This window comes from Stappia sp. ABD4_338 (assembly GCF_056312175.1).
Genome location: NZ_CM149982.1, coordinates 2,970,932 through 2,989,074 on the forward strand (window position 1 = coordinate 2,970,932; position 18,143 = coordinate 2,989,074).

The following is an 18,143-nucleotide window of genomic DNA, read 5'->3' on the forward strand; positions in this document are numbered from 1 at the left end:
CGCCTTTCGGCGCACCGGTTACTGGCGCGTCATGACCACGAAATCGGTGCCAAGGCCCGAGTGCAGGCGGAAGGGGCGGTCCGTGACCATCAGCGACGAGCCGATTGCCAGCCGGTCCTCGACGAAGGCGCGCGCCTCGTCCGTCCAGGTGATGCGGTCGAGCACCGAACGCGCATCCGCACCGTCGCCATCGGCAGCCGTCACGCCCATCCAGCGGGCTTTCTGACGCGCGCCTTCCCGGCCGATCAGCGTGTAGAGATGCGTCCCGAGCGGTGCATCCGCATCGGCCAGATCGATGTCCGAGGAATAGATTTCCCTGAACTTGCGGCGCACGTAGATGCGCCCGGAGCGCGGCCGGCTCTCGCCCGCCTCGCGATAAAGCCTCGCCATGGTGATGTCGTCCGCCTCGCCCGTGGCGGGCAGGTCCATGGCGTTCTGGAAGTCCTGCGTGGCAGCGCGCGTCCGGCGCCCCGCCACGCCATCGACCGGACCGGGGCCGTAGTCGAGGCTTGCCAGCATCCGCTGCAGTTCACGCACCTTCGAGACCGGCGGATGGCGGGTGATGAGGATGCGCAGCGGCTCCTCGGCGAGCGGCGCCACGTCCATCGACTCGATGGAGGCGACCGTCGCCGGGTCGCTGTCGGAGACCGGCAGCCCCGGACGCAGGCCGGACGCGTCGGACAGGCTCGCCACCTCGGTCGGCCGGGCCAGGGCGCCCGGCAGGGCGGCGCTTTCGATCATGCCCGGATGGGTGGCGCCGCGCGTCACGATGACGTGGCCGCCGCGTTCGGTCATGGAGAAGAGTTCGGCGGCAAAGCCCTTCGGCAGGCGCACGCAGCCGTGGGAGGCCGGCCGGTTGGGCACATGCCCCTGATGCAGGGCGATACCCGACCAGGTCAGGCGCTGCATGTAGGGCATCGGCGCATTGTCGTAGATGTTGGAGAAGTGGCGCTTGCGCTTTTCCAGGATGGAGAACACCCCGGTCGGCGTGCCGTGGCCCGGTTTCCCGGAAGAGACGCGCGAGGAGGAGATCAGCGTCGTGCCGCGATAGACGTCGAGCTTCTGCTCGGACAGCGACACGAGGATCTGCAGCGGCGCGTCGGGATCGTCCCGACCGCTCGCAGGCGTCATGTTGACGTCGCCGCGCACGGAAACCGGTTTCAGCTCGCGCGTGTCGTTGGCAAACGCCGCCTGCCCAAGCCCGAGCACCATGACCCCGGCCAGCGCCGCACGCGCCAGTCCCGAACCGTTTCCTCCGACAGCGGAGGATGTCTTCATTCGGTTTCGCATCATCATCGCACGCAAGACACCCACCTCGATTTCGTCCCGCTTTCACGTCTTGTCGGGACAGAAGTAGCTCAAAGCCGTGAATCCCTGGTTAGTCTTGCGGAAGGTATCGCCGAAAAGGCCTCACATCGCCGTGATGACGGTCACAAAGGCGCCCCGCGTGTCCGCCGCGCCACGACTCGCCGATTCGCCCATGTCCACAGAAAATCGAGTCAAGAGGCCGAAATAAGCTTGTCTTCCCGACGTCTTTGAAAGTTGCGACTCAGATTTCGATTCGGAATCAATTAACCAACACGGCCCCTCCCGGCCGCGACTCAAACGAACAACATGACAGCGCGCGCGCCTTACCGCTGGCGCCGGCGAAGGAGCTTGCCTTGGTTCACGTCCACGACACCTGCGAGGGACTCATTCCCGGCCTGTTCACCGACATCAACGACATTCGCATGTCGGACTGCCCGGTCGAGGCGGAAGCCCTTCCCGTGGTCAACAAGCTGCTCAGGCAGCATCCCTGCTTTCGCAACATGAGCGAGACCTTCGAGGCCGGGCTCTTCGACATCATCGAGATGAACTTTCTCGAGTGCAATCCGCCGCAGGAGCAGGCGATGCGCCATCTGGTCCATCTGCTGACCCGGCGCATCCTCGACGTGTTCGAGGCGTCCCTTCTCATGAAGCAGCTCGCGCTCGAGGAAGGAAGCTGCCGGCTGACCGGCACCCAGATCGCCCGTTTCGTGGAGACGGCGCGCGAGGAGGCACAGATCCAGTGCCTCGACATCAACGAGTTGCGCCCGACCTCGGAGGACATGGCCTACGCCGGCGTGCTGCGCACGATCTTCGACGAGTTGCGTGCCTACCTCGGTCTGCCGACCCTGGATCTCGAGTTCCTGATCCCCGACCTCAAGTCCTGCCTCAACCTCGTCATCCAGCGCCACGTGTGGCGGCGCGTGCGCATCGAGACCGAGACCCACCGCCGCGTGGGCACGCAGGTCGAATCGCTGCTGGCGCTTGCCTGCGACGTGGAGACGCCGCGCGTTCCGCGCCTGTTCACCATCCGCCCGATCCCGGCCCGCGCACGGATCGCGAAGCTCACCAACGCCTTCGGCGGACACGGCCAGTTGCCGAGCCCGGCCTGACCCGGCCTCTTCCCCAACGAGCTTGCCGGGTCACCGGAAGCCCCCGTCGGAGCGCCCCTTCCGCTCAGGCGGGGGCTTTGTGCATGTCAGCGCCCGTTTCGATCGGGCTGAAGGGCGCGGTGACAAGCCCCTCCCGCGAAAGCACGTGCAGCGTGTCGGGCTCGACGCGCCGCCAGCGCTCGCACGGTCCCTCGAGCGGCTCGGAGGCGAACGCCCGCCCGCCGTGGTCCAGACAGTCGGAGAGATAGAGCGAGGGCGCCTTGCCGTCGTCGGCGGCGCGAAAGGCATAAATCGCCGTGCCATCCGAAAAGGCGCAGGTCATGCGGACGGGTTCGCCGTTGGTGCCGCGCCGCCTGGCGATGGCGCCGATCTGCTCCAGCGTGCGCGAAAGGGCGCCGACCGGATCCGCATCGAGCCCGTTGGTCAGCAGCATCAGGAAGACGAGTTCGGAATCGGTCGTGCCGCGCCTCTGGGCGTAGAAGCCGTCATCGATGAGCGCCTCCATGTCCCGGCGCAGATGCGCGAAGTTTCCGATGCAGCCGTTATGCATGAAGGCCCAGCGCCCGTGCACGAAGGGATGACAGTTCTCGCGGGAGCTCGATCCGGTGGTCGCCGCGCGCACATGCGCGAGAAAGAGATGCGACCGCACGAGGCGGCAGATACTCGGCAGGTTGGTGTCCGCCCACGCCGGCAGGACGTCCTTGAACAGGCCGGGCTCGGGCAGGTGTCCGTACCAGGCGATGCCGAAGCCGTCGCCGTTGACCCTCAGCTTCGCTTCCTGCGCGTCCTGGCTTTGCACCAGCAGCGAGTGCCTCGGCCGGGCAATGATGTTCTCGAGCGGGATCTCGGTCCCGAGATAGGCGGCCAGACGGCACATGACGGTCTTCCTGACCTAGAAAGGCATGAAAGGCGGCAGGCCGGACGGTCCGCCGCTGACGTGCCAAGTCTATGCCGCAGCCGCCAATAAATCGTATCCAATTTTCGATCTTCTACGGGCTTTGCACGAAATCCGTCCCATCACCTCCCCAAATGGTCGATCACATGTTCCAAACCTCACACGAGGCCCGACGAAGCCACGCGGAGGATCGGCAAGCCCCCTTGCTGGTGGGAACGATCCGGCCTATGTCGCAAGGACGATCTCGACCACGAATCTTCGACAACCCGTGCGGCGGGGGATGCGCGCGGCCAGCGCGTCCGGACGGCCCGCCCATGGCGTCGTGTCAGGCGGAGGGTGTCATGACTTCTGGAACGGCCGTTCGCCTTGGCGGGCGGGCTCTCGCGCGGGTCTCGGGCGAGGATGCCCGCCATTTCCTGCAGAACCTGATCACCTGCGATCTCGACCGCGCGGCGGAGACCGGCGCCTCCCATGGCGCGCTGCTCACCCCGCAGGGCAAGATCCTCTTCGCCTTTCTCGTGCGCCCGACCGGTGACGGTGGCTACCTGCTCGAAACAGACGCGGCCAGCCTGCCGGACCTGGTCAAGCGCCTGACCTTCTACAAGCTGCGCGCCAAGGTCACTGTGGAGGACGTTTCGTCGTCCTTTGCCGTCTTCGCCGCCTGGGACGCGGATGCGGGCGCGCTGCGCACCGCCTTCCCCGACGCACATGTCTTCGACGATCCGCGCCGGGCCGAGCTCGGGCTGCGTCTTTATCTGCCGCTCGGGGACGCCGGCAACGACGCCTCGGCACCCGCCGGCCTTGCAGACGGCACAGAGGCGGACTGGCATGCCCGCCGCGTTACCTCCTGCGTGCCCGAAGCCCCCTTCGACTATGCGCTTGGCGACGCCTTTCCCCATGATGTCGACATGGACGAACTTGGCGGTGTCGCCTTCGACAAGGGCTGCTTCGTCGGACAGGAAGTGGTCAGCCGGATGCAGCATCGCGGCACGGCACGCCGCCGCGTGATCCAGGTGAGCGGGGCGGAGGCGCTTCCCGCCTCCGGCACGGATGTGATGGCGGGTGAAAAGCCTGCCGGCCAGCTCGGCACGGTCGCGGGCACAAGGGGCCTGGCGCTGGTGCGTCTCGACCGGATCGCGCAAGCGCGCGCCGCCGGCACCCCGGTCACCGCTGGAGATGTCGCGCTTGAGCCGCATATTCCCGACTGGGCCTCCTTCGACTGGCCCGTTCCGGCCGACAGAGACTAGACGCGACGATGGCGAAGGGTGCCAAATCCGAGCCGCGCGCCTGGCAGCGGATGCTGTCCGGCCGCCGGCTCAACCTGCTCGATCCCTCCCCGCTCGACGTGGAGATTTCCGACATCGCCCACGGGCTCGCCAGGGTGGCGCGCTGGAACGGGCAGACGGTCGGCGATCATGCGTTCTCGGTTGCCGAGCATTCGCTTCTGGTGGAGGAAATCGCGCGCCACATCGAGCCGCAACTCACCGCCGACCAGTGTCTCGGCGTGCTACTTCACGATGCCCCGGAATATGTGATCGGCGACATGATCTCCCCCTTCAAGGCGGTGATGGGCGGCAGCTACAAGGAGATCGAGGAGCGGCTGCAGACGGCGATCCACCTGAGCTTCGGGCTCAAGGCGGCCCTGCCGGGGCCGCTCAAGAAGCTCACGAAGCGCGCCGACACCATCGCGGCCTACTTCGAGGCGGTGGAACTGGCCGGTTTCGACGACGCGGAGGCACAGCGCATCTTCGGCAAGCCGGAAGGCTTCGGCACGCCGCGCGGTCGCGGTGCCCCGCCGCGTCTCGGACTTGCGCCCCTGCCGGCCTCGCGGGCGCAGGCCGCCTTCCTCGTCCGCTTCGAGGAGATCCAGGCCGCGCGCGGCGCAGCAAGGGCGGCAGGCTGACAAGCGCGGCGGGCAAAACGCGGAGCGATCCGGAATCGCGCACAAGCATGGCGACGTCATCGCGCCGACATGGTTTCATGGTCCCCGTTCGACGGGCGCGAAGCCGTGTGCGAGACGCGCGAGAGTGAAAAGGATGGCGCCGCCCTCCTGTATGGAACAGGCGGGACCGGCGCCCGAGGAACGGGGCAAGAGGGAGACATACGGCGGTGATAACGGTCTGCTCGCTTTCACGGCTTGCCGAAACGGTGGAACGCACCGGCGCACGCCGCCTGGTCACGCTGATCAGCGCCGGAACGGAGGTGCCCCGCCCGGCCACGATCCCTGTGGAGGACCACCTCTTTCTCGCCTTCAACGACATCACGGCGCCGGCGGAGGGGCTGACACCGCCGGGGCGCGAGCATGTCGCCGCCCTTGTCGAATTCGTGGAAACGTGGGACCGGCAGGCACCGCTGGTGATCCATTGTTTCGCGGGCATCAGCCGCTCGACCGCCGCCGCCTTCATTTCCGCCTGCGCGCTTGCCCCGCAGGCAAACGAGATGTCGCTTGCCCGGGCCCTGCGCACGGCTGCCCCGTCCGCGACCCCCAATGCGCGCCTCGTGGCGCTGGCCGACGACCTGCTCGACCGCAAGGGACGCATGGTGGAGGCGGTGCGCTCCATCGGGCGCGGCGAGGACGCCTTCGAAGGACTTCCCTTCACCCTCGACGTGCCGGGACTCGCCCCGCGTATCGTGACGCCGGAGGGCTGATGCTCGAAATCGGCCTCAACGCCGTCATCGTCTCGGTCGCGGATCCCCAGCCGCAGGTGCTGACGATCCCCATGCCCGAGGAGGGCGAACAGCCCGCCCTGCCGTTCGGTCCCTTCGATCCGACGCGTCACCGCACGTTCGAGATCGGCCTGCGCGAGTGGGTGGAGGAACAGACCGCGCTCAAGCTCGGCTGGGTGGAGCAGCTCTACACCTTCGGCGACCGTGGCCGTCACCACATCACGCCGGAGGCCGGTCCGCATGTGGTTTCGGTCGGGTATCTTGCGCTGGCCCGCCAGACCGCGCGCTCCGACGAGGCGATCGCCCGGCAGCAGGCACGCTGGCAGTCCTGGTACTCCTTCTTTCCCTGGGAGGACTGGCGCAACGGGATGCCCGAGGTCGTTGAACGCGAGATCCTTCCCGCCCTTGAAAGCTGGATGGTGTCGCCGGTGCCCGACAACGCGCCCCCGCGGATGCGCACCCGCGAAGACCGGGTGCACCAGGCCTTCGACGTCACCGACGGCATCTGGAACGAGGAACGCGCCCTCGACCGCTACGAGCTTCTCTACGAGGCGGGGCTGGTGGAAGAGGCACGGCGCGACGGGCGTCCCGCCGCGCTTGAACGGGACGCGCTGCCCTCCCTCGGCCGGCCCATGCTCTACGACCACCGCCGTATCCTGGCGACGGCGATCTCGCGGCTTCGCACCAAGCTCAAGTACCGGCCCGTCGTGTTCGAGCTGATGGCGCACAGCTTCACGCTGACGGAACTGCAGCGCTGCGTGGAGGCGATCTCCGGGCGCCACCTGCACAAGCAGAACTTCCGCCGCCTCGTGGAGGGGACGGAACTGGTCGAGCCGACGGGCGAAACCTCGACGGCAACGGGCGGGCGGCCCGCCGCGCTCTTCCGCTTCCGCCACGAGGTTCTCAAGGAGCGCCCCGCCCTCGGCCTGCGTGTCGGCGGCCGCTGAGACAGCGCGGCGTCACGACACCGTCATGCAGACCCGCTAGCGGGACCTCTCCCCTTCCCTCTCGCTCCCCGGTCCGTCCATGAACGACGCCAGCTCTTCGCCCGTATCCGTCTCCCCGGAGCTTCGGCCCTTTTCGGAAAGCCTGAACCCGGCGCCGCTTCGCCATCTCGGCCGCCGCCACGATGCGGCGGGCACCTTCCTGCCCGAGCCGGGCAACACGGTGGTGTGCCATCTGGTGGAGGGCTCGGCGAGCCACGCTGCCGTTCTGGAGGCGCGCGCGGCGTTGCTCGACCTTCCCGAGGCGCGCGAACGGCTTGCCGCGACGCCCGCATCGAGCCTGCACATGACGCTCTTCCAGGGCATCATCGAGTTTCGCCGCGACTGGCCCTTCTGGCCGAAGGACGTTCCCGCCGACACGCCCGTCGAGACCATGACCGCGCATTACCTCGAGCGTCTCGCCGGCTTCACGCCCGGCCGGGCGTTCGCCATGCGGCCTAAGGCCCTGACACCGAACGGGCTCGTTCTCGTGCCGGTGGATGCCGCGTCGGCCATTTCCCTGAGCGACTGGCGCGACCGCCTGTCGGAGGTCTTCGGCTACTGCCACCCCGACCATGACGACTACGCCTTCCACGTCACTTTCGCCTATCTGCGCCGGCGGCTGTCCGACGAGGCGATCCGTGCCTGGGACGCGGCGGTGCCGGGCATTCTCGACAAGCTGGCGCGGACGGCCCCCGTGATCGAGCTCGCACCGCCCGCATTCTGCCGGTTCGAGGACATGAAACATTTCGAGGAACTTCTCGTGCTCGACGGGCGCGAGGGCGAACGGTTCGCCTGACACAGGCGACGGCGGGCAGGAGACGGCGGCTTTTTCTGGCATGTGCGGGACGGGCGCGCTATCAGGGCGCATGACCTTCGTCCCGCCAGCCCCCCGCCCCTATCGGCCGCCGACCGAGCCTTATCTCGACGTCGTGCACCAGGATGACGACCTTCTGGTGATCAACAAGCCGAGCGGGCTGCTGAGCGTGCCGGGCAAGCGCGAGGGGCTTCAGGATTGCGTGGCGAGCCGGGCGGCGGAGCGCTATCCCGGCGCCAGGGTCGTGCACCGTCTCGACATGGACACCTCCGGCATTCTCGCCCTTGCCATGTCGAGCGCGGCGCACCGCCATCTCGGGCTTCAGTTCGAGCGCCGTCACGTGTCGAAAACCTATGTGGCGCGGGTTCAGGGGCACATGGGCGGCGACGAGGGCACCATCGACCTGCCGCTGCGCTGCGATTGGCCCAACCGGCCGAAGCAGATGGTCGACCCGATCGAGGGGCGCAAGGCGGTGACCCACTACAAGGTCCTGTCGCGCGACGACGACGGCACGACGCGCGTGGAGCTTTATCCCGTCACCGGACGCTCCCACCAGCTTCGCGTGCATCTTCTCAGCCTCGGGCACCCGATCCTCGGCGACACGCTCTATGCGACCGGCGACGCGCTTCACGCCGCCCCCAGGCTGCAGCTCCACGCGGAGCGACTCGAACTGCACCACCCCCAGGGCGGCGAGCGCATCACCTATCACGCGCCCGTTCCCTTCTGAGTCGCCATTCCTTTCCCAAATCTGAAAAAAGGCTGCCATGCGAGCGGCTTGACCGGCTCCGGCGTTAACCACGCCGTGCGCGTGGCGACGCTTGTCGTTTGCCGCGAACGCAGGGAAACCGGACCATCCCGGGCCCATTAACTCCTTTTCAAGGTTAAACCGCGAAGATCGTGAATATCGCACCGGACGTAGTGACCGGGTCGCATCGAGTATCGCGTAAGGACCGGAGTTGCCGCGTATGCAGGCCACGGCACGTATCTACACCCCCGCCCGTCCCGGCTCCCGCCGGCCGCTTCGCACCGTGCGCCGCGGCCGTCTTGTCCGGCTTCTGCTGCTCGGGCCGCTCGTCTATCTGGGATGGACGACGACCGTCGCGCAGCAGGACATCACGGCGCTGATCGAGGCCTCGCGCGGCCAGGCGCCGCGCTGGATGTCGGCCGTCGAGGCCGCCCGGCACGGATCGAGCATCGCACCGTCGGTGGTGCTCGCCGACGCGTCGGTAGACACCGCCGGTGACATTCCGGACTACGCGGTGACGAACGCCGCGCCGGGCACGGACCCGGCCGTGGTGCGCGGTCTCGAGGTCTTCGTGAACGAGAGTGCCCCGAAGGCTCCCCCCGCGAAAACCCCGGTGAACCGTTCGCGCAAGGGCGACCGCTTCATGAGCATGGCGCCCGACCGGCAGATGGTCGACACGGCGGCCGGCTCCATCTACACGCTCGGCAACCTGATCGCCGAACGCAGCCCGAACGATCTTCCGCGCGTTGCCTTCGTGCGGCCGTCCATGCCGTCCTCCACCCAGCTTGCCTCCGGCGACGACAAGGCCTCCGGTCCGCTGGACCTGGCAAGGCTCGCCATGGCCCGCAACGTGGCCGCGACCAGCGTGTCCTATGCCTCCGCCTATGCGCCGAGCGGCATCACCAACATCCGCGCGCCCTTCGACGCGCTGCTGGGTGACGGTCCGCTGGCGGGTGTCGGCGACGAGGCCTCGCTTGCGACCAACACCGAGAGCGATCCCTACTGGTGGACCAAGCGTCCGCTGCCGGCCAGCGTGATCACGTCCAAGGAGCAGCGCTGCCTTGCCGAGGCGATCTACTTCGAGGCGCGCGGCGAGCCGGTCGACGGCCAGGCGGCCGTGTCGCAGGTCGTCCTGAACCGCGTGCGCAACCCGGCCTACCCGGACACGATCTGCAAGGTCGTCTACCAGAACCGCCACCTGCGCAACCGCTGCCAGTTCTCCTTCGCCTGCGACGGCATCCGCGACCGCATCACCGAGAAGCCGGAATGGGAGCTTGCTCAGAAGGTCGCGCGCGAGACGGTGTCGGGCCAGCGCTATCTGGAGAAGGTCGGCGCCTCGACCCACTACCACGCGACCTACGTGAAACCCCGGTGGGCACGTCACATGAAGCGGCTGCAGAAGATCGGCCAGCACATCTTCTACCGCACCTACGGGGGCGGCTGGAGCTAGGATTTCCCTCGTCTCCCGGGCGGTCTGCGTCTGGGAGACCTCCATTTGTTCATCGTGTTTACCTTTTTCCGCAACATTCTCTTCATGCTTCCCATGTAAGCAAAAACCCGTCGATGGGACGCGCCCGCATGCCGGGTTTTCCGGCTGTCCTGCGGTTCACGCATGTTCCCCTTTGTCTGTCCGGTCTCTCTCCTCCCGGGGAACGGCATCCGGACCTCAAGTCTGACTATGGACGCGCGATCCGCGTGCGCCCGAGCTGCATTGCCTTCGCGTCGTTGATGGCAACGGCGCCAGATTGTGGACGGGTATCATGGACCCCGTGACTTCTGACCCGCGCATTGCGCGGACCGTCGGGCGTTTTCTGGCCCAGGCGGAAGCCGCACTCGATTTTGCCTTCGACCCGGTCGTCGACATTCATTCCGGCGAGATATACGGCTTCCGCGCCTGCCTGAGCGATTACGACCGGCTCGGTTTCGAAAGCCGCGACGCGCTTGCCGAGCACGCCGCCTCGCTCGCCTGCACACTCGACCTGGAAAAGCTGCTCCTGCGCAAGGTGCTGGCCAAATTCGCACAGGTCGCCTCCTGCGAGCGGGCCAAGCTGTTCCTCAACCTGGCGGCCCAGGCGGGCACCGAGGAGGAAGAGGACCTGCTGGAGGTGCTCAGGGAAACGGTCGCCGCCCACAGGCTGCTGCCCTGGAACATCTGCCTCGACATCCCCGAGCTTCTCGACCACACGCGCTACGCCAATCTCCGCCGCTTCGCGCTGTCCGCCCGCGACCGGGGCTTTGCCCTGTCGCTGGACGATTTCGGCTCGGGCTTCTCGCGGATGCACATGCTGTATGACGTCGAGCCCACCGTGCTGAAGATCGACCGCGACTTCATCACCGCGCTGCAGAGCGACGCGCGCAAGAGGCTGTTCGTTTCGAGCCTGGTCGATTTCGCCCATGTCCTCGGCATCCGCGTGATCGCCACCAACGTGGAAACGGTCGCCGAACTCCAGGCCTGCCGCTCGGTCGGCTGCGATCTCGTGCAGGGCTCGCTGGTGGCCCGGCCGGTCGGCGAGACGGACACGATCCGCCCGGCCTATCCCCTTCCCAACGGCAGCGACCGCAGGCAGGACACCCGCCGTCGCGAGGAGCGCGAGTTCCTGGACCAGGAAGTGGAGCGGCTTGTCGCGATCGACGAGACGGACGACATGTCCAGGGCGCTGGAGGTGTTCCGCGCCCATCCGACGCAGACCGTCCTGCCGGTGGTCAACGGAATGAACGAGCCCGTGGGCATCATCCGCGAGCCGGACCTGAAGTCCTTCCTCTATCTTTCCTACGGGCGCGACCTGCTGCTCAACCCGACCATCGACAATCACCTCAAGCGGTTCATCCGGCCCTGCCGGGTGGCCGACGTGCAGGCGCCGCTCGCCCGCCTCGTCGACCTCGGCGGCAGCGAGACGGCGGACGGGATCATCATGACGGAGAACGGCCGCTACGCGGGCTGGCTCTCGACGACGACGCTGCTCAAGATCTCCAACGAGGCGCGGCTGCAGATCGCCCAGGACCAGAACCCGCTCACGAAGCTGCCCGGCAACTCCGCGATCTCGGACCACGTCGTGCGGTCCAGCGCCAATCCCGGCTCGGATCGTGCCTACTGCTACATCGACTTCGACAACTTCAAGCCGTTCAACGACACCTACGGCTTCCGCATCGGCGACCGGGCGATCATCCTGTTCTCCGACCTGCTGAAGCGCAGGCTCGGTGCACTCCATGCCTTCGTCGGCCATGTGGGAGGCGACGACTTCTTCGTCGGCCTCGACGACTGGCAGCCGGACCGCGTCGTCAAGCTGATGGCCGAATTGCGCATGGAATTCGCGCGCCAGATGGAAAGCCTCTACAGCGCGGAGCACCGGCGACAGGGCTATATCGTTGCCGAGGACCGTCGCGGCCGCTCGCAGGTCTATCCGCTGCTGAGCGTCTCCATCGCCGTCCTGCATCTGCCCAAGGGCATTTCGATCGGCAATCTCGACCTTCTCTCCAACCACATCGCCCGGCTCAAGCACCGGGCCAAGGCGGAGCGCGACGGACTTTCCGCCTCAAGCTTCGGTGCCGATGCCGAGGAGGATACGGGAGAACCCGGCGTTCCCGCCGGACCGCGTGCCTCCGCCGTGCGCCCGCTCATCGAGATCGCGCCCAGGGGCCTTTCCGAAACGGCCTGACCGCGCCGCCTGCCTCACCTAGAGGGAGGCGACGGGCATCAGGCCAGCAGGTCGCGGGCGATGATCGTGCGCTGGATCTCCGAGGAGCCCTCGTAGATGCGGAAGATGCGCAGGTCGCGCAGATAGCGCTCCAGCGGGAAATCGGCCGTGTAGCCATAGCCGCCATGGATCTGCAGCGCCTTGTCCGCGATGCGCCATGCGGCTTCGCTGGCGTGGAGCTTGGCGAAGGCCGACTCGCGCGAATAGCGCTCGCCGGTGCCCCGCTTGCGTGCCGCCTGATAGCCAAGCGCACGGGCCGCCGCCAGATCGGTCGCCATGTCGGCGAGCATCCACTGCAGCCCCTGGAAATCGGCGATCGGGTGACCGCCCACCTTGCGCTCCTTTGCATAAGCGACAGCCGCGTCCAGGGCCGCCGCCGCAATGCCGGTCGCCTGGGCCGCCACCTCGATACGCCCGTTGTCGAGCACCTTCATCGCCGTGCGAAACCCCGAACCTTCCGCGCCGAGCCGGTTTTCCGCCGGCACGTGACAGTCGAGGGAGAGCGGGAAGACATGGCCGCCGCGCAGGCCCATGGTCCGTTCATGCGGTCCGATCTCGACGCCGTCCATCGCCTTCGGCTCGATCACGAAGGCGCTCACGCCCCGCGCGCCCGCCGTCCTGTCGGTCTTGGCGTAGACGACGATGAAATCCGCCGCGCCCGCGTTGGAAATGAAGCACTTGGAACCCTTCAGCCGGTAGCCGTCTCCCTCTGGCACGGCAAAACTGCGCATGTCGGCGGGGTTCGATCCGGCCTCGGGTTCGGTGAGGGCGAAGGCCCCGAGCGTCGCGCCGGAGGCCGCCTGCGGCAGTAACCGCGCGCGCAGGGCCTCGTCGCCGCCGAGCAGGAGCGAGTCGGTCGCCAGGAAATGCGCCGTCAGCATGGAGGCGGTCGAGCCGCAGGCCCCGGCCACAAGCTCCACCGCGCGATAGAGCGCGGGGCCGGAAAGCGCGACCCCGCCATGGGCCTCCGGCAGGTTCATGCCCATGATGCCCATCCCGCCAAGCGCCGGCAGATGCTCCGTCGCGAACCGGCCTTCCGCGTCGATCGCCGCGGCCGCGGGCCGCAGGACCTTGTCGGAAAACCGTTCGATCTCGTTCAGGATCGCCATCTCGTGATCGGCAAGCTCCGGGATCATCGCGTCTCTCCTTCGCGCAGTTCGGCAAGAATTTCGTCCCGGTGCTGGTCGAGCGACGGCGCGGGCGTGCCGCCCTCCCGGGTCATGCCGGCGAAATGCACCGGCTGGCAGGGCACGCGCAGCTCGCCCAGCACAGGGTGCTCGACCGTTGACGAAAGACGGCGCTCCTCCGCCTGCGGCGAGCGCCAGGCCTCGGCCGCCGTCTCGATGGGGGCCGCCGGAATGTCCGAGGCGGCAAGCAGGTCCACCGCTTCGCCGGTGGTCAGGCCCGCCGCCCAGTCCTCGATGAGGCCGGCAAGCGCCGGCTCGTTTTGCCGCCGCAGCGTGTCGCTGGCGAAACGGGCATCCTGTGCTGCGTCCGGATGACCGATGGCCTTGCAGAACGTGGCGAAGAGCCTGTCGTTGAGAACCGCCAGCGCGAAATGGCCGTTGGCGGCGCGATAGGTGCCGAAAGGCGCGGACAGCGCGTGACGGTTGCCGGTGCGTCCGGGATCCTCGCCCGCGCCGAGCACACGCGCCGCCGTCACCGGCATCATGGACAGAAGGCTGTCGAACAGCGCGACGTCCACGTGACGTCCGCGCCCGGTACGCTCGCGCTCGAACAGGGCAACCATCGCCCCCCACGCGGCAAACAGCCCGCCGGCGACGTCGCCCAGCGCCTCGCCGATCATGGTCGGCGGCCCGTCCTGCGCGCCGGTCACATGCATCATGCCGGACAGGGCCTGCACGATGATGTCATAGGCCGGGCGGGAGACATTCGGCCCGCTCTGGCCGAAGCCGGACAGGCTGAGATAGACGAGACGCGGATTGTCACCCTGAAGGGTTTGCGCCCCGAGCCCGAGACGCTCCATGACGCCGGGGCGGAAGTTCTCCACCACCAGATCCGCCGTGTTGCACAGCGCCCGCACCGCCTTGACGGCGTCGGGGTCCTTGAGATCGAGGGCGAGCGAGCGCTTGCCCCTGTTGACCGCCTGGAACAGCAGGCTTTCTCCGTCGCGAAACGGGCCGACGTGACGATAGTCGTCACCCTGCGGGCTCTCGATCTTGATCACGTCGGCGCCGAGATCGGCGAACAGCGCCGTGCAATAGGGGCCGGCCAGAACCCGACTGAAATCGATTACCCGCACGCCCTCGAGGGGCCGCCCTGCCTTGTCCGCGTCCATAGTCCCGCCCTTTCCGGTCCCGGTTTCCGGCTCAGGATAGGAAGCGATTGGCTATAGGCATAAATATTGTTTTCTCATAAACTAAATAAATGGATCCTATACCTATCGGGTTTCGCCAGATCGACTACGTGATCGCGGTCGCGGAGACCGGCAGCACGGCGGCGGCCGCGCGGCTCGTCAACGTGTCCCAGCCCTCCGTTTCGCTTGCCGTGGCGCGGCTGGAGGAAACCCTCGGCCAGCCCCTGTTTCGCCGTGCGGCGGGCCAGGGCATGACGCCGACCGCCTTCGGCCGGCGCAAGCTCGTCGAGTTCCGCAGCCTGCGGTCCCAGATGCGCGCGCTGCTCGCCGCCGACGACGGCTCCGGCGCCCTCCCGCCGGTTCTTGAACTGGGCGTGTTTTCAACGCTCGGGCCGCTCTATGTGCCGGCGCTCATCCGCGCGTTTCGCGCACGCCTTCCCGGCGTGCGGCTGCGGCTGCACGAGGCGGACCTTGAGACCCTGCACGACTGGCTCGAGACGGGGCGCATCGACCTGGCACTGGTCTATGATTTCGGACGCTCCGGCGACGTCGAACTGCTTCCGCTCGTGGATGTGCCGCCCTATGCGCTTGTCGCGGGCGATCATCCGCTGGCCACGCGCGGATCGGTCGATCTGGAAACGCTGCTTGCCGACCCGCTGATCCTGGTCAACCTGCCCCAGAGCCGGGACTATTTCCTCTCCGTCATCCAGTCGCGCGGGCTTGTCGCCGACATCGCGCTGGAAACAGGCTCCACGGAAATGCTGCGGTCCATGGTGGCAAGCGGTCTCGGCGTCGGCCTGCTGGCGACCGAACTGCCCTATCGAACCACCTATGACGGCGGCGAGGTCGCGCATCTCGCGCTCGAGGATCCGGTGCCCGCGCACCGGGTGGCGCTGGCCCGGCCCGCCCGGCTGCCGGGCACCTGGGTCGCGCGGGCCTTCGAGGAGGTCGCGACCGGCATGTTCCCGGGCCTTGCGAAACCGGCCTGAAAGTGTCGCTCAGTCGATCACGATGTCGAGGCCGAGATCCAGCACCGGCGCGGAATGGGTGATCCAGCCGACCGAGATCAGGTCGACACCCGTTTCCGCGATGGCCGTGACCGTGTCCAGATCCACACCGCCGGAGGCCTCGAGCAGCACCTTTCCGCCAGCGATCGCGACCGCCTCGCGCAGGGTGTCCGGCCCCATGTTGTCGAGCATGATCACGTCGGGACGCGCAGGCAGCGCCTCGCGGAGCTGGTCGAGCGTGTCCACCTCCACCTCGACCTTCACCAGATGCCCGGCAAAGTCCCGCGCCGCCGCGATGGCCTTTTCCACGCCCCCGCAAACGGCGATGTGATTGTCCTTGATGAGGATCGCGTCATCGAGCCCGAAGCGGTGGTTGGCTCCACCGCCGCAGCGCACGGCGTATTTCTCGAAGGCCCGAAGGCCCGGCGTGGTCTTGCGGGTGCACACGATCCGCGCCCGTGTGTGTGCGGCCTTGTCGGCAAAAAGCCCCGTCGCCGTGGCGATGCCGGACAGGTGGCCGAGATAGTTCAGCGCCACGCGCTCCGCGGAGAGCAGGCCACGGGCCGGCCCCGCCAGGCGCATCACGACGTCGCCGGGCGCGAGCCGCGCACCGTCGGCCATGACCTTCTCGACCCGGATTTCGGGATCGCTGAGGCGGAAGGCCGCTTCGGCGAGATCGAGACCGGCGAGCCGGCCGGGCTTGCGCGCCGCGATGACCGCGCTTGCCCGATGTCCGGCCGAGAGCGTCGCCTGTGCGGTGATGTCGCCGGCACGGCCCCAGTCTTCCAGCAGGGCCGCGCGCACGGCGTCCTCCACCATCAGCGCGGGCAGCACGGGCAGGCGCGTTTCGCTCACGGCTCCGGTCATGCGTCCTCTCCCTCGAGCGGCTGGTCGAGCCGGCGCGCGGCCAACGCCTTGCGCCCCGCATCGCTGGCGCAGGCTTCGGCGGCGATTTCGTCCGCCTCGGCGAGCGTCAGGAAGGAGCGATGCTCCTGCCCGGCGTCCTCCTGCGGGAAATCGGCGCGGAAGTGTCCGCCCCGGCTTTCCGTGCGCTTCAGGGCGGCGGCGGTGACCATCTTGCCCGCGGTCATCATGTTGAGGATCGAGCGTCGGCGGCAACGGGTTTCAAGCGCGCAGATCACGGCGAGGGTTCCGCGCAGGCCGTCTGCATCGCGCAGCACGCCGACGCCGGCGCTCATCGCCTCGCGCAGGACGGTGATCGCCTCGCGCTCGACCTCGTTGCGCCGGGTCGGCTCCTGGATCGTGTCGTCGATGCCCGGCCAGTGGGCCGTGCGCGGGTTCGGCATCTGGTTCTGGATGTCCTCGGCGATGCGCGCGGCGAAGACCACCGTTTCCAGAAGCGAGTTGGACGCGAGCCGGTTGGCGCCATGGGCGCCGGTGGAGGCAACCTCTCCTGCGGCCCAGAGGTTGTCGAGCGAGGTGCGCCCGTTGGCGTCGGTCAGCACGCCGCCCATGTGATAGTGCTCGGCCGGCGCGACCGGGATCGGCTGCACCGCCGGATCGATGCCCGCCTTCATGCAGGCGGCATGAACGGTCGGGAACTTTTCGGAAAACCGCGCGCCCAGCGCCTCGAGGCAGTCGAGATAGGCACCGCGCCCGGCCTGGATCTCGGCGAAGACGGCACGCGCCACCACGTCACGCGGCGCAAGCTCCTTGAGCGGATGGACCGCCTCCATGAAGCGCACCCCGTCGCCGTTGATCAGGATGGCGCCCTCGCCGCGCAGCGCCTCGGAGGCAAGCGGCGCGGGATCCGCGCCCACATCCAGCGCGGTCGGATGGAACTGCACGAATTCCGCATCGGCGATCACCGCGCCGGCCCGCGCGGCCATGGCCAGCCCCTGGCCGTTGGCCTCCCCGGGGTTGGTGGTCACCGCATAGAGATGGCCGATGCCGCCCGAGGCGAGCACCACCGCGTGGGCGGGAAAGGCAAGGCGGTCTCGGTCGCCGCGCCGGCGGGCGAGCACGCCCGCCACCTGCTTGCCCTCCACCAGCAGTTCCTCGCCGAGATACCCCTCGACCACGCGGATCGAGGAGGTCTTGCGCACGGCCGCGACCAGCGCGTCCATGATGGCGCGTCCGGCCATGTCGCCGCGCACGCGCACGATGCGGTTCACCGAATGCGCGGCCTCGCGCGAAAGCTGGAGCCGGCCTTCCAGGTCCATGTCGAAGGGCACGCCGTATTCCAGCAGGTCGCGCACCCGCTCGCCCGCCTCCTCGGTCATCAGCCGGACGATGTTTTCCTCGCACAGACCGCCGCCGACGGCGATCGTGTCGCGGGCATGGGCGTCGGCGCTGTCCTCGTCGGAGACGGCGGCCGCGATGCCCCCTTGCGCCCACGCGGAGGACGCCCCCTCGCCGATCGGCGAGGCGGACAGGATCGTGACCGGGCGCGGCGCGAGCTTGAGCGCGCAGAACAGGCCCGTGAGCCCGCCGCCAAGGATGACGACATCGTCGATGTGGCTCGTCGCGGAATGGCTGGAAGTCATGTCATGTGTCCGGAATGGCCGCAGGTGGCGGCTTTGAAGGATATCCGGCCGGACGTCAGGGCACGCGCCTCAGGGGCGGGGGAGAATCCTGGA

At 68.1% G+C, this 18,143-nt stretch carries 16 protein-coding genes; 10 read left to right on the forward strand and 6 right to left on the reverse strand.

Features of this window, described 5'->3' with window-relative positions; all coding sequences use genetic code 11:
- Nucleotides 1-18: 18 nt before the first annotated feature.
- Nucleotides 19-1,278 carry a L,D-transpeptidase family protein gene (locus ACYX4S_RS13370; protein ID WP_476360541.1) on the reverse strand — a complete coding sequence of 420 codons (1,260 nt, stop codon included), beginning with the start codon at nucleotides 1,276-1,278 and terminating at the stop codon, nucleotides 19-21.
- Nucleotides 1,279-1,661: 383 nt separating this feature from the next.
- On the opposite strand from ACYX4S_RS13370, the gene ACYX4S_RS13375 reads away from it, so the two are divergent.
- Nucleotides 1,662-2,417, forward strand: a complete 756-nt coding sequence (locus ACYX4S_RS13375) for a hypothetical protein (RefSeq protein ID WP_476360542.1) — start codon at nucleotides 1,662-1,664, stop codon at nucleotides 2,415-2,417.
- A 64-nt stretch (nucleotides 2,418-2,481) separates the two neighbouring features.
- On the opposite strand, the gene ACYX4S_RS13380 is transcribed toward ACYX4S_RS13375, so the two are convergent.
- Nucleotides 2,482-3,294, reverse strand: a complete 813-nt coding sequence (locus ACYX4S_RS13380) for a class II glutamine amidotransferase (protein ID WP_476360543.1) — start codon at nucleotides 3,292-3,294, stop codon at nucleotides 2,482-2,484.
- 359 nt (nucleotides 3,295-3,653) lie between these two features.
- On the opposite strand from ACYX4S_RS13380, the gene ygfZ reads away from it, so the two are divergent.
- The 8 genes from ygfZ to ACYX4S_RS13420 all read left to right on the forward strand — a co-directional run bounded on the left by ygfZ (nucleotide 3,654) and on the right by ACYX4S_RS13420 (nucleotide 12,180).
- Nucleotides 3,654-4,559 (forward strand): CAF17-like 4Fe-4S cluster assembly/insertion protein YgfZ, encoded by a 906-nt coding sequence (gene ygfZ, locus ACYX4S_RS13385; RefSeq protein WP_476360544.1) that lies wholly within the window; start codon nucleotides 3,654-3,656, stop codon nucleotides 4,557-4,559.
- An 8-nt stretch (nucleotides 4,560-4,567) separates the two neighbouring features.
- Nucleotides 4,568-5,215: a YfbR-like 5'-deoxynucleotidase gene (locus ACYX4S_RS13390; protein WP_476360545.1), complete on the forward strand. Its 648-nt coding sequence runs from the start codon at nucleotides 4,568-4,570 to the stop codon at nucleotides 5,213-5,215.
- Between the two features lie 206 nt (nucleotides 5,216-5,421).
- Nucleotides 5,422-5,961 (forward strand): tyrosine phosphatase family protein, encoded by a 540-nt coding sequence (locus ACYX4S_RS13395; protein WP_476360546.1) that lies wholly within the window; start codon nucleotides 5,422-5,424, stop codon nucleotides 5,959-5,961.
- Nucleotides 5,961-6,926, forward strand: coding sequence for an NUDIX hydrolase (locus ACYX4S_RS13400; RefSeq protein WP_476360547.1), 966 nt, complete (start codon nucleotides 5,961-5,963; stop codon nucleotides 6,924-6,926). The genes ACYX4S_RS13395 and ACYX4S_RS13400 overlap by 1 nt, the downstream gene beginning before the upstream one ends.
- Nucleotides 6,927-7,005: 79 nt before the next feature.
- On the forward strand, nucleotides 7,006-7,761 hold the full coding sequence (locus tag ACYX4S_RS13405; protein WP_476360548.1) for a DUF1868 domain-containing protein: 756 nt from the start codon (nucleotides 7,006-7,008) through the stop codon (nucleotides 7,759-7,761).
- Nucleotides 7,762-7,831: 70 nt separating this feature from the next.
- Nucleotides 7,832-8,506 (forward strand): RluA family pseudouridine synthase, encoded by a 675-nt coding sequence (locus ACYX4S_RS13410; RefSeq protein ID WP_476360549.1) that lies wholly within the window; start codon nucleotides 7,832-7,834, stop codon nucleotides 8,504-8,506.
- 238 nt (nucleotides 8,507-8,744) lie between these two features.
- Nucleotides 8,745-9,974: a cell wall hydrolase gene (locus ACYX4S_RS13415; RefSeq protein WP_476360550.1), complete on the forward strand. Its 1,230-nt coding sequence runs from the start codon at nucleotides 8,745-8,747 to the stop codon at nucleotides 9,972-9,974.
- A 310-nt stretch (nucleotides 9,975-10,284) separates the two neighbouring features.
- Entirely contained in the window at nucleotides 10,285-12,180 is a 1,896-nt protein-coding gene (locus ACYX4S_RS13420) for an EAL domain-containing protein (RefSeq protein WP_476360551.1), read from the forward strand.
- Between the two features lie 38 nt (nucleotides 12,181-12,218).
- Here ACYX4S_RS13420 and ACYX4S_RS13425 read toward each other — a convergent pair whose 3' ends face one another.
- On the reverse strand, nucleotides 12,219-13,355 hold the full coding sequence (locus ACYX4S_RS13425) for an acyl-CoA dehydrogenase family protein (RefSeq protein WP_476360552.1): 1,137 nt from the start codon (nucleotides 13,353-13,355) through the stop codon (nucleotides 12,219-12,221).
- Nucleotides 13,352-14,518, reverse strand: a complete 1,167-nt coding sequence (locus ACYX4S_RS13430) for a CaiB/BaiF CoA transferase family protein (protein WP_476360553.1) — start codon at nucleotides 14,516-14,518, stop codon at nucleotides 13,352-13,354. The genes ACYX4S_RS13425 and ACYX4S_RS13430 overlap by 4 nt, the downstream gene beginning before the upstream one ends.
- Before the next feature lie 89 nt (nucleotides 14,519-14,607).
- On the opposite strand from ACYX4S_RS13430, the gene ACYX4S_RS13435 reads away from it, so the two are divergent.
- The gene (locus ACYX4S_RS13435; RefSeq protein ID WP_476360554.1) at nucleotides 14,608-15,525 is read left to right on the forward strand and encodes a LysR family transcriptional regulator; all 918 of its coding nucleotides are present in this window, start codon (nucleotides 14,608-14,610) and stop codon (nucleotides 15,523-15,525) included.
- A gap of 9 nt (nucleotides 15,526-15,534) precedes the next feature.
- On the opposite strand, the gene nadC is transcribed toward ACYX4S_RS13435, so the two are convergent.
- Together nadC and ACYX4S_RS13445 are read right to left on the reverse strand one after the other, a co-directional pair.
- Nucleotides 15,535-16,410 carry a carboxylating nicotinate-nucleotide diphosphorylase gene (gene nadC / locus ACYX4S_RS13440; protein ID WP_422068067.1) on the reverse strand — a complete coding sequence of 292 codons (876 nt, stop codon included), beginning with the start codon at nucleotides 16,408-16,410 and terminating at the stop codon, nucleotides 15,535-15,537.
- Nucleotides 16,407-18,050, reverse strand: coding sequence for an L-aspartate oxidase (locus ACYX4S_RS13445; protein ID WP_476360555.1), 1,644 nt, complete (start codon nucleotides 18,048-18,050; stop codon nucleotides 16,407-16,409). Before ACYX4S_RS13445 ends, nadC begins: the two co-directional genes overlap by 4 nt.
- Nucleotides 18,051-18,143 lie beyond the last annotated feature (93 nt).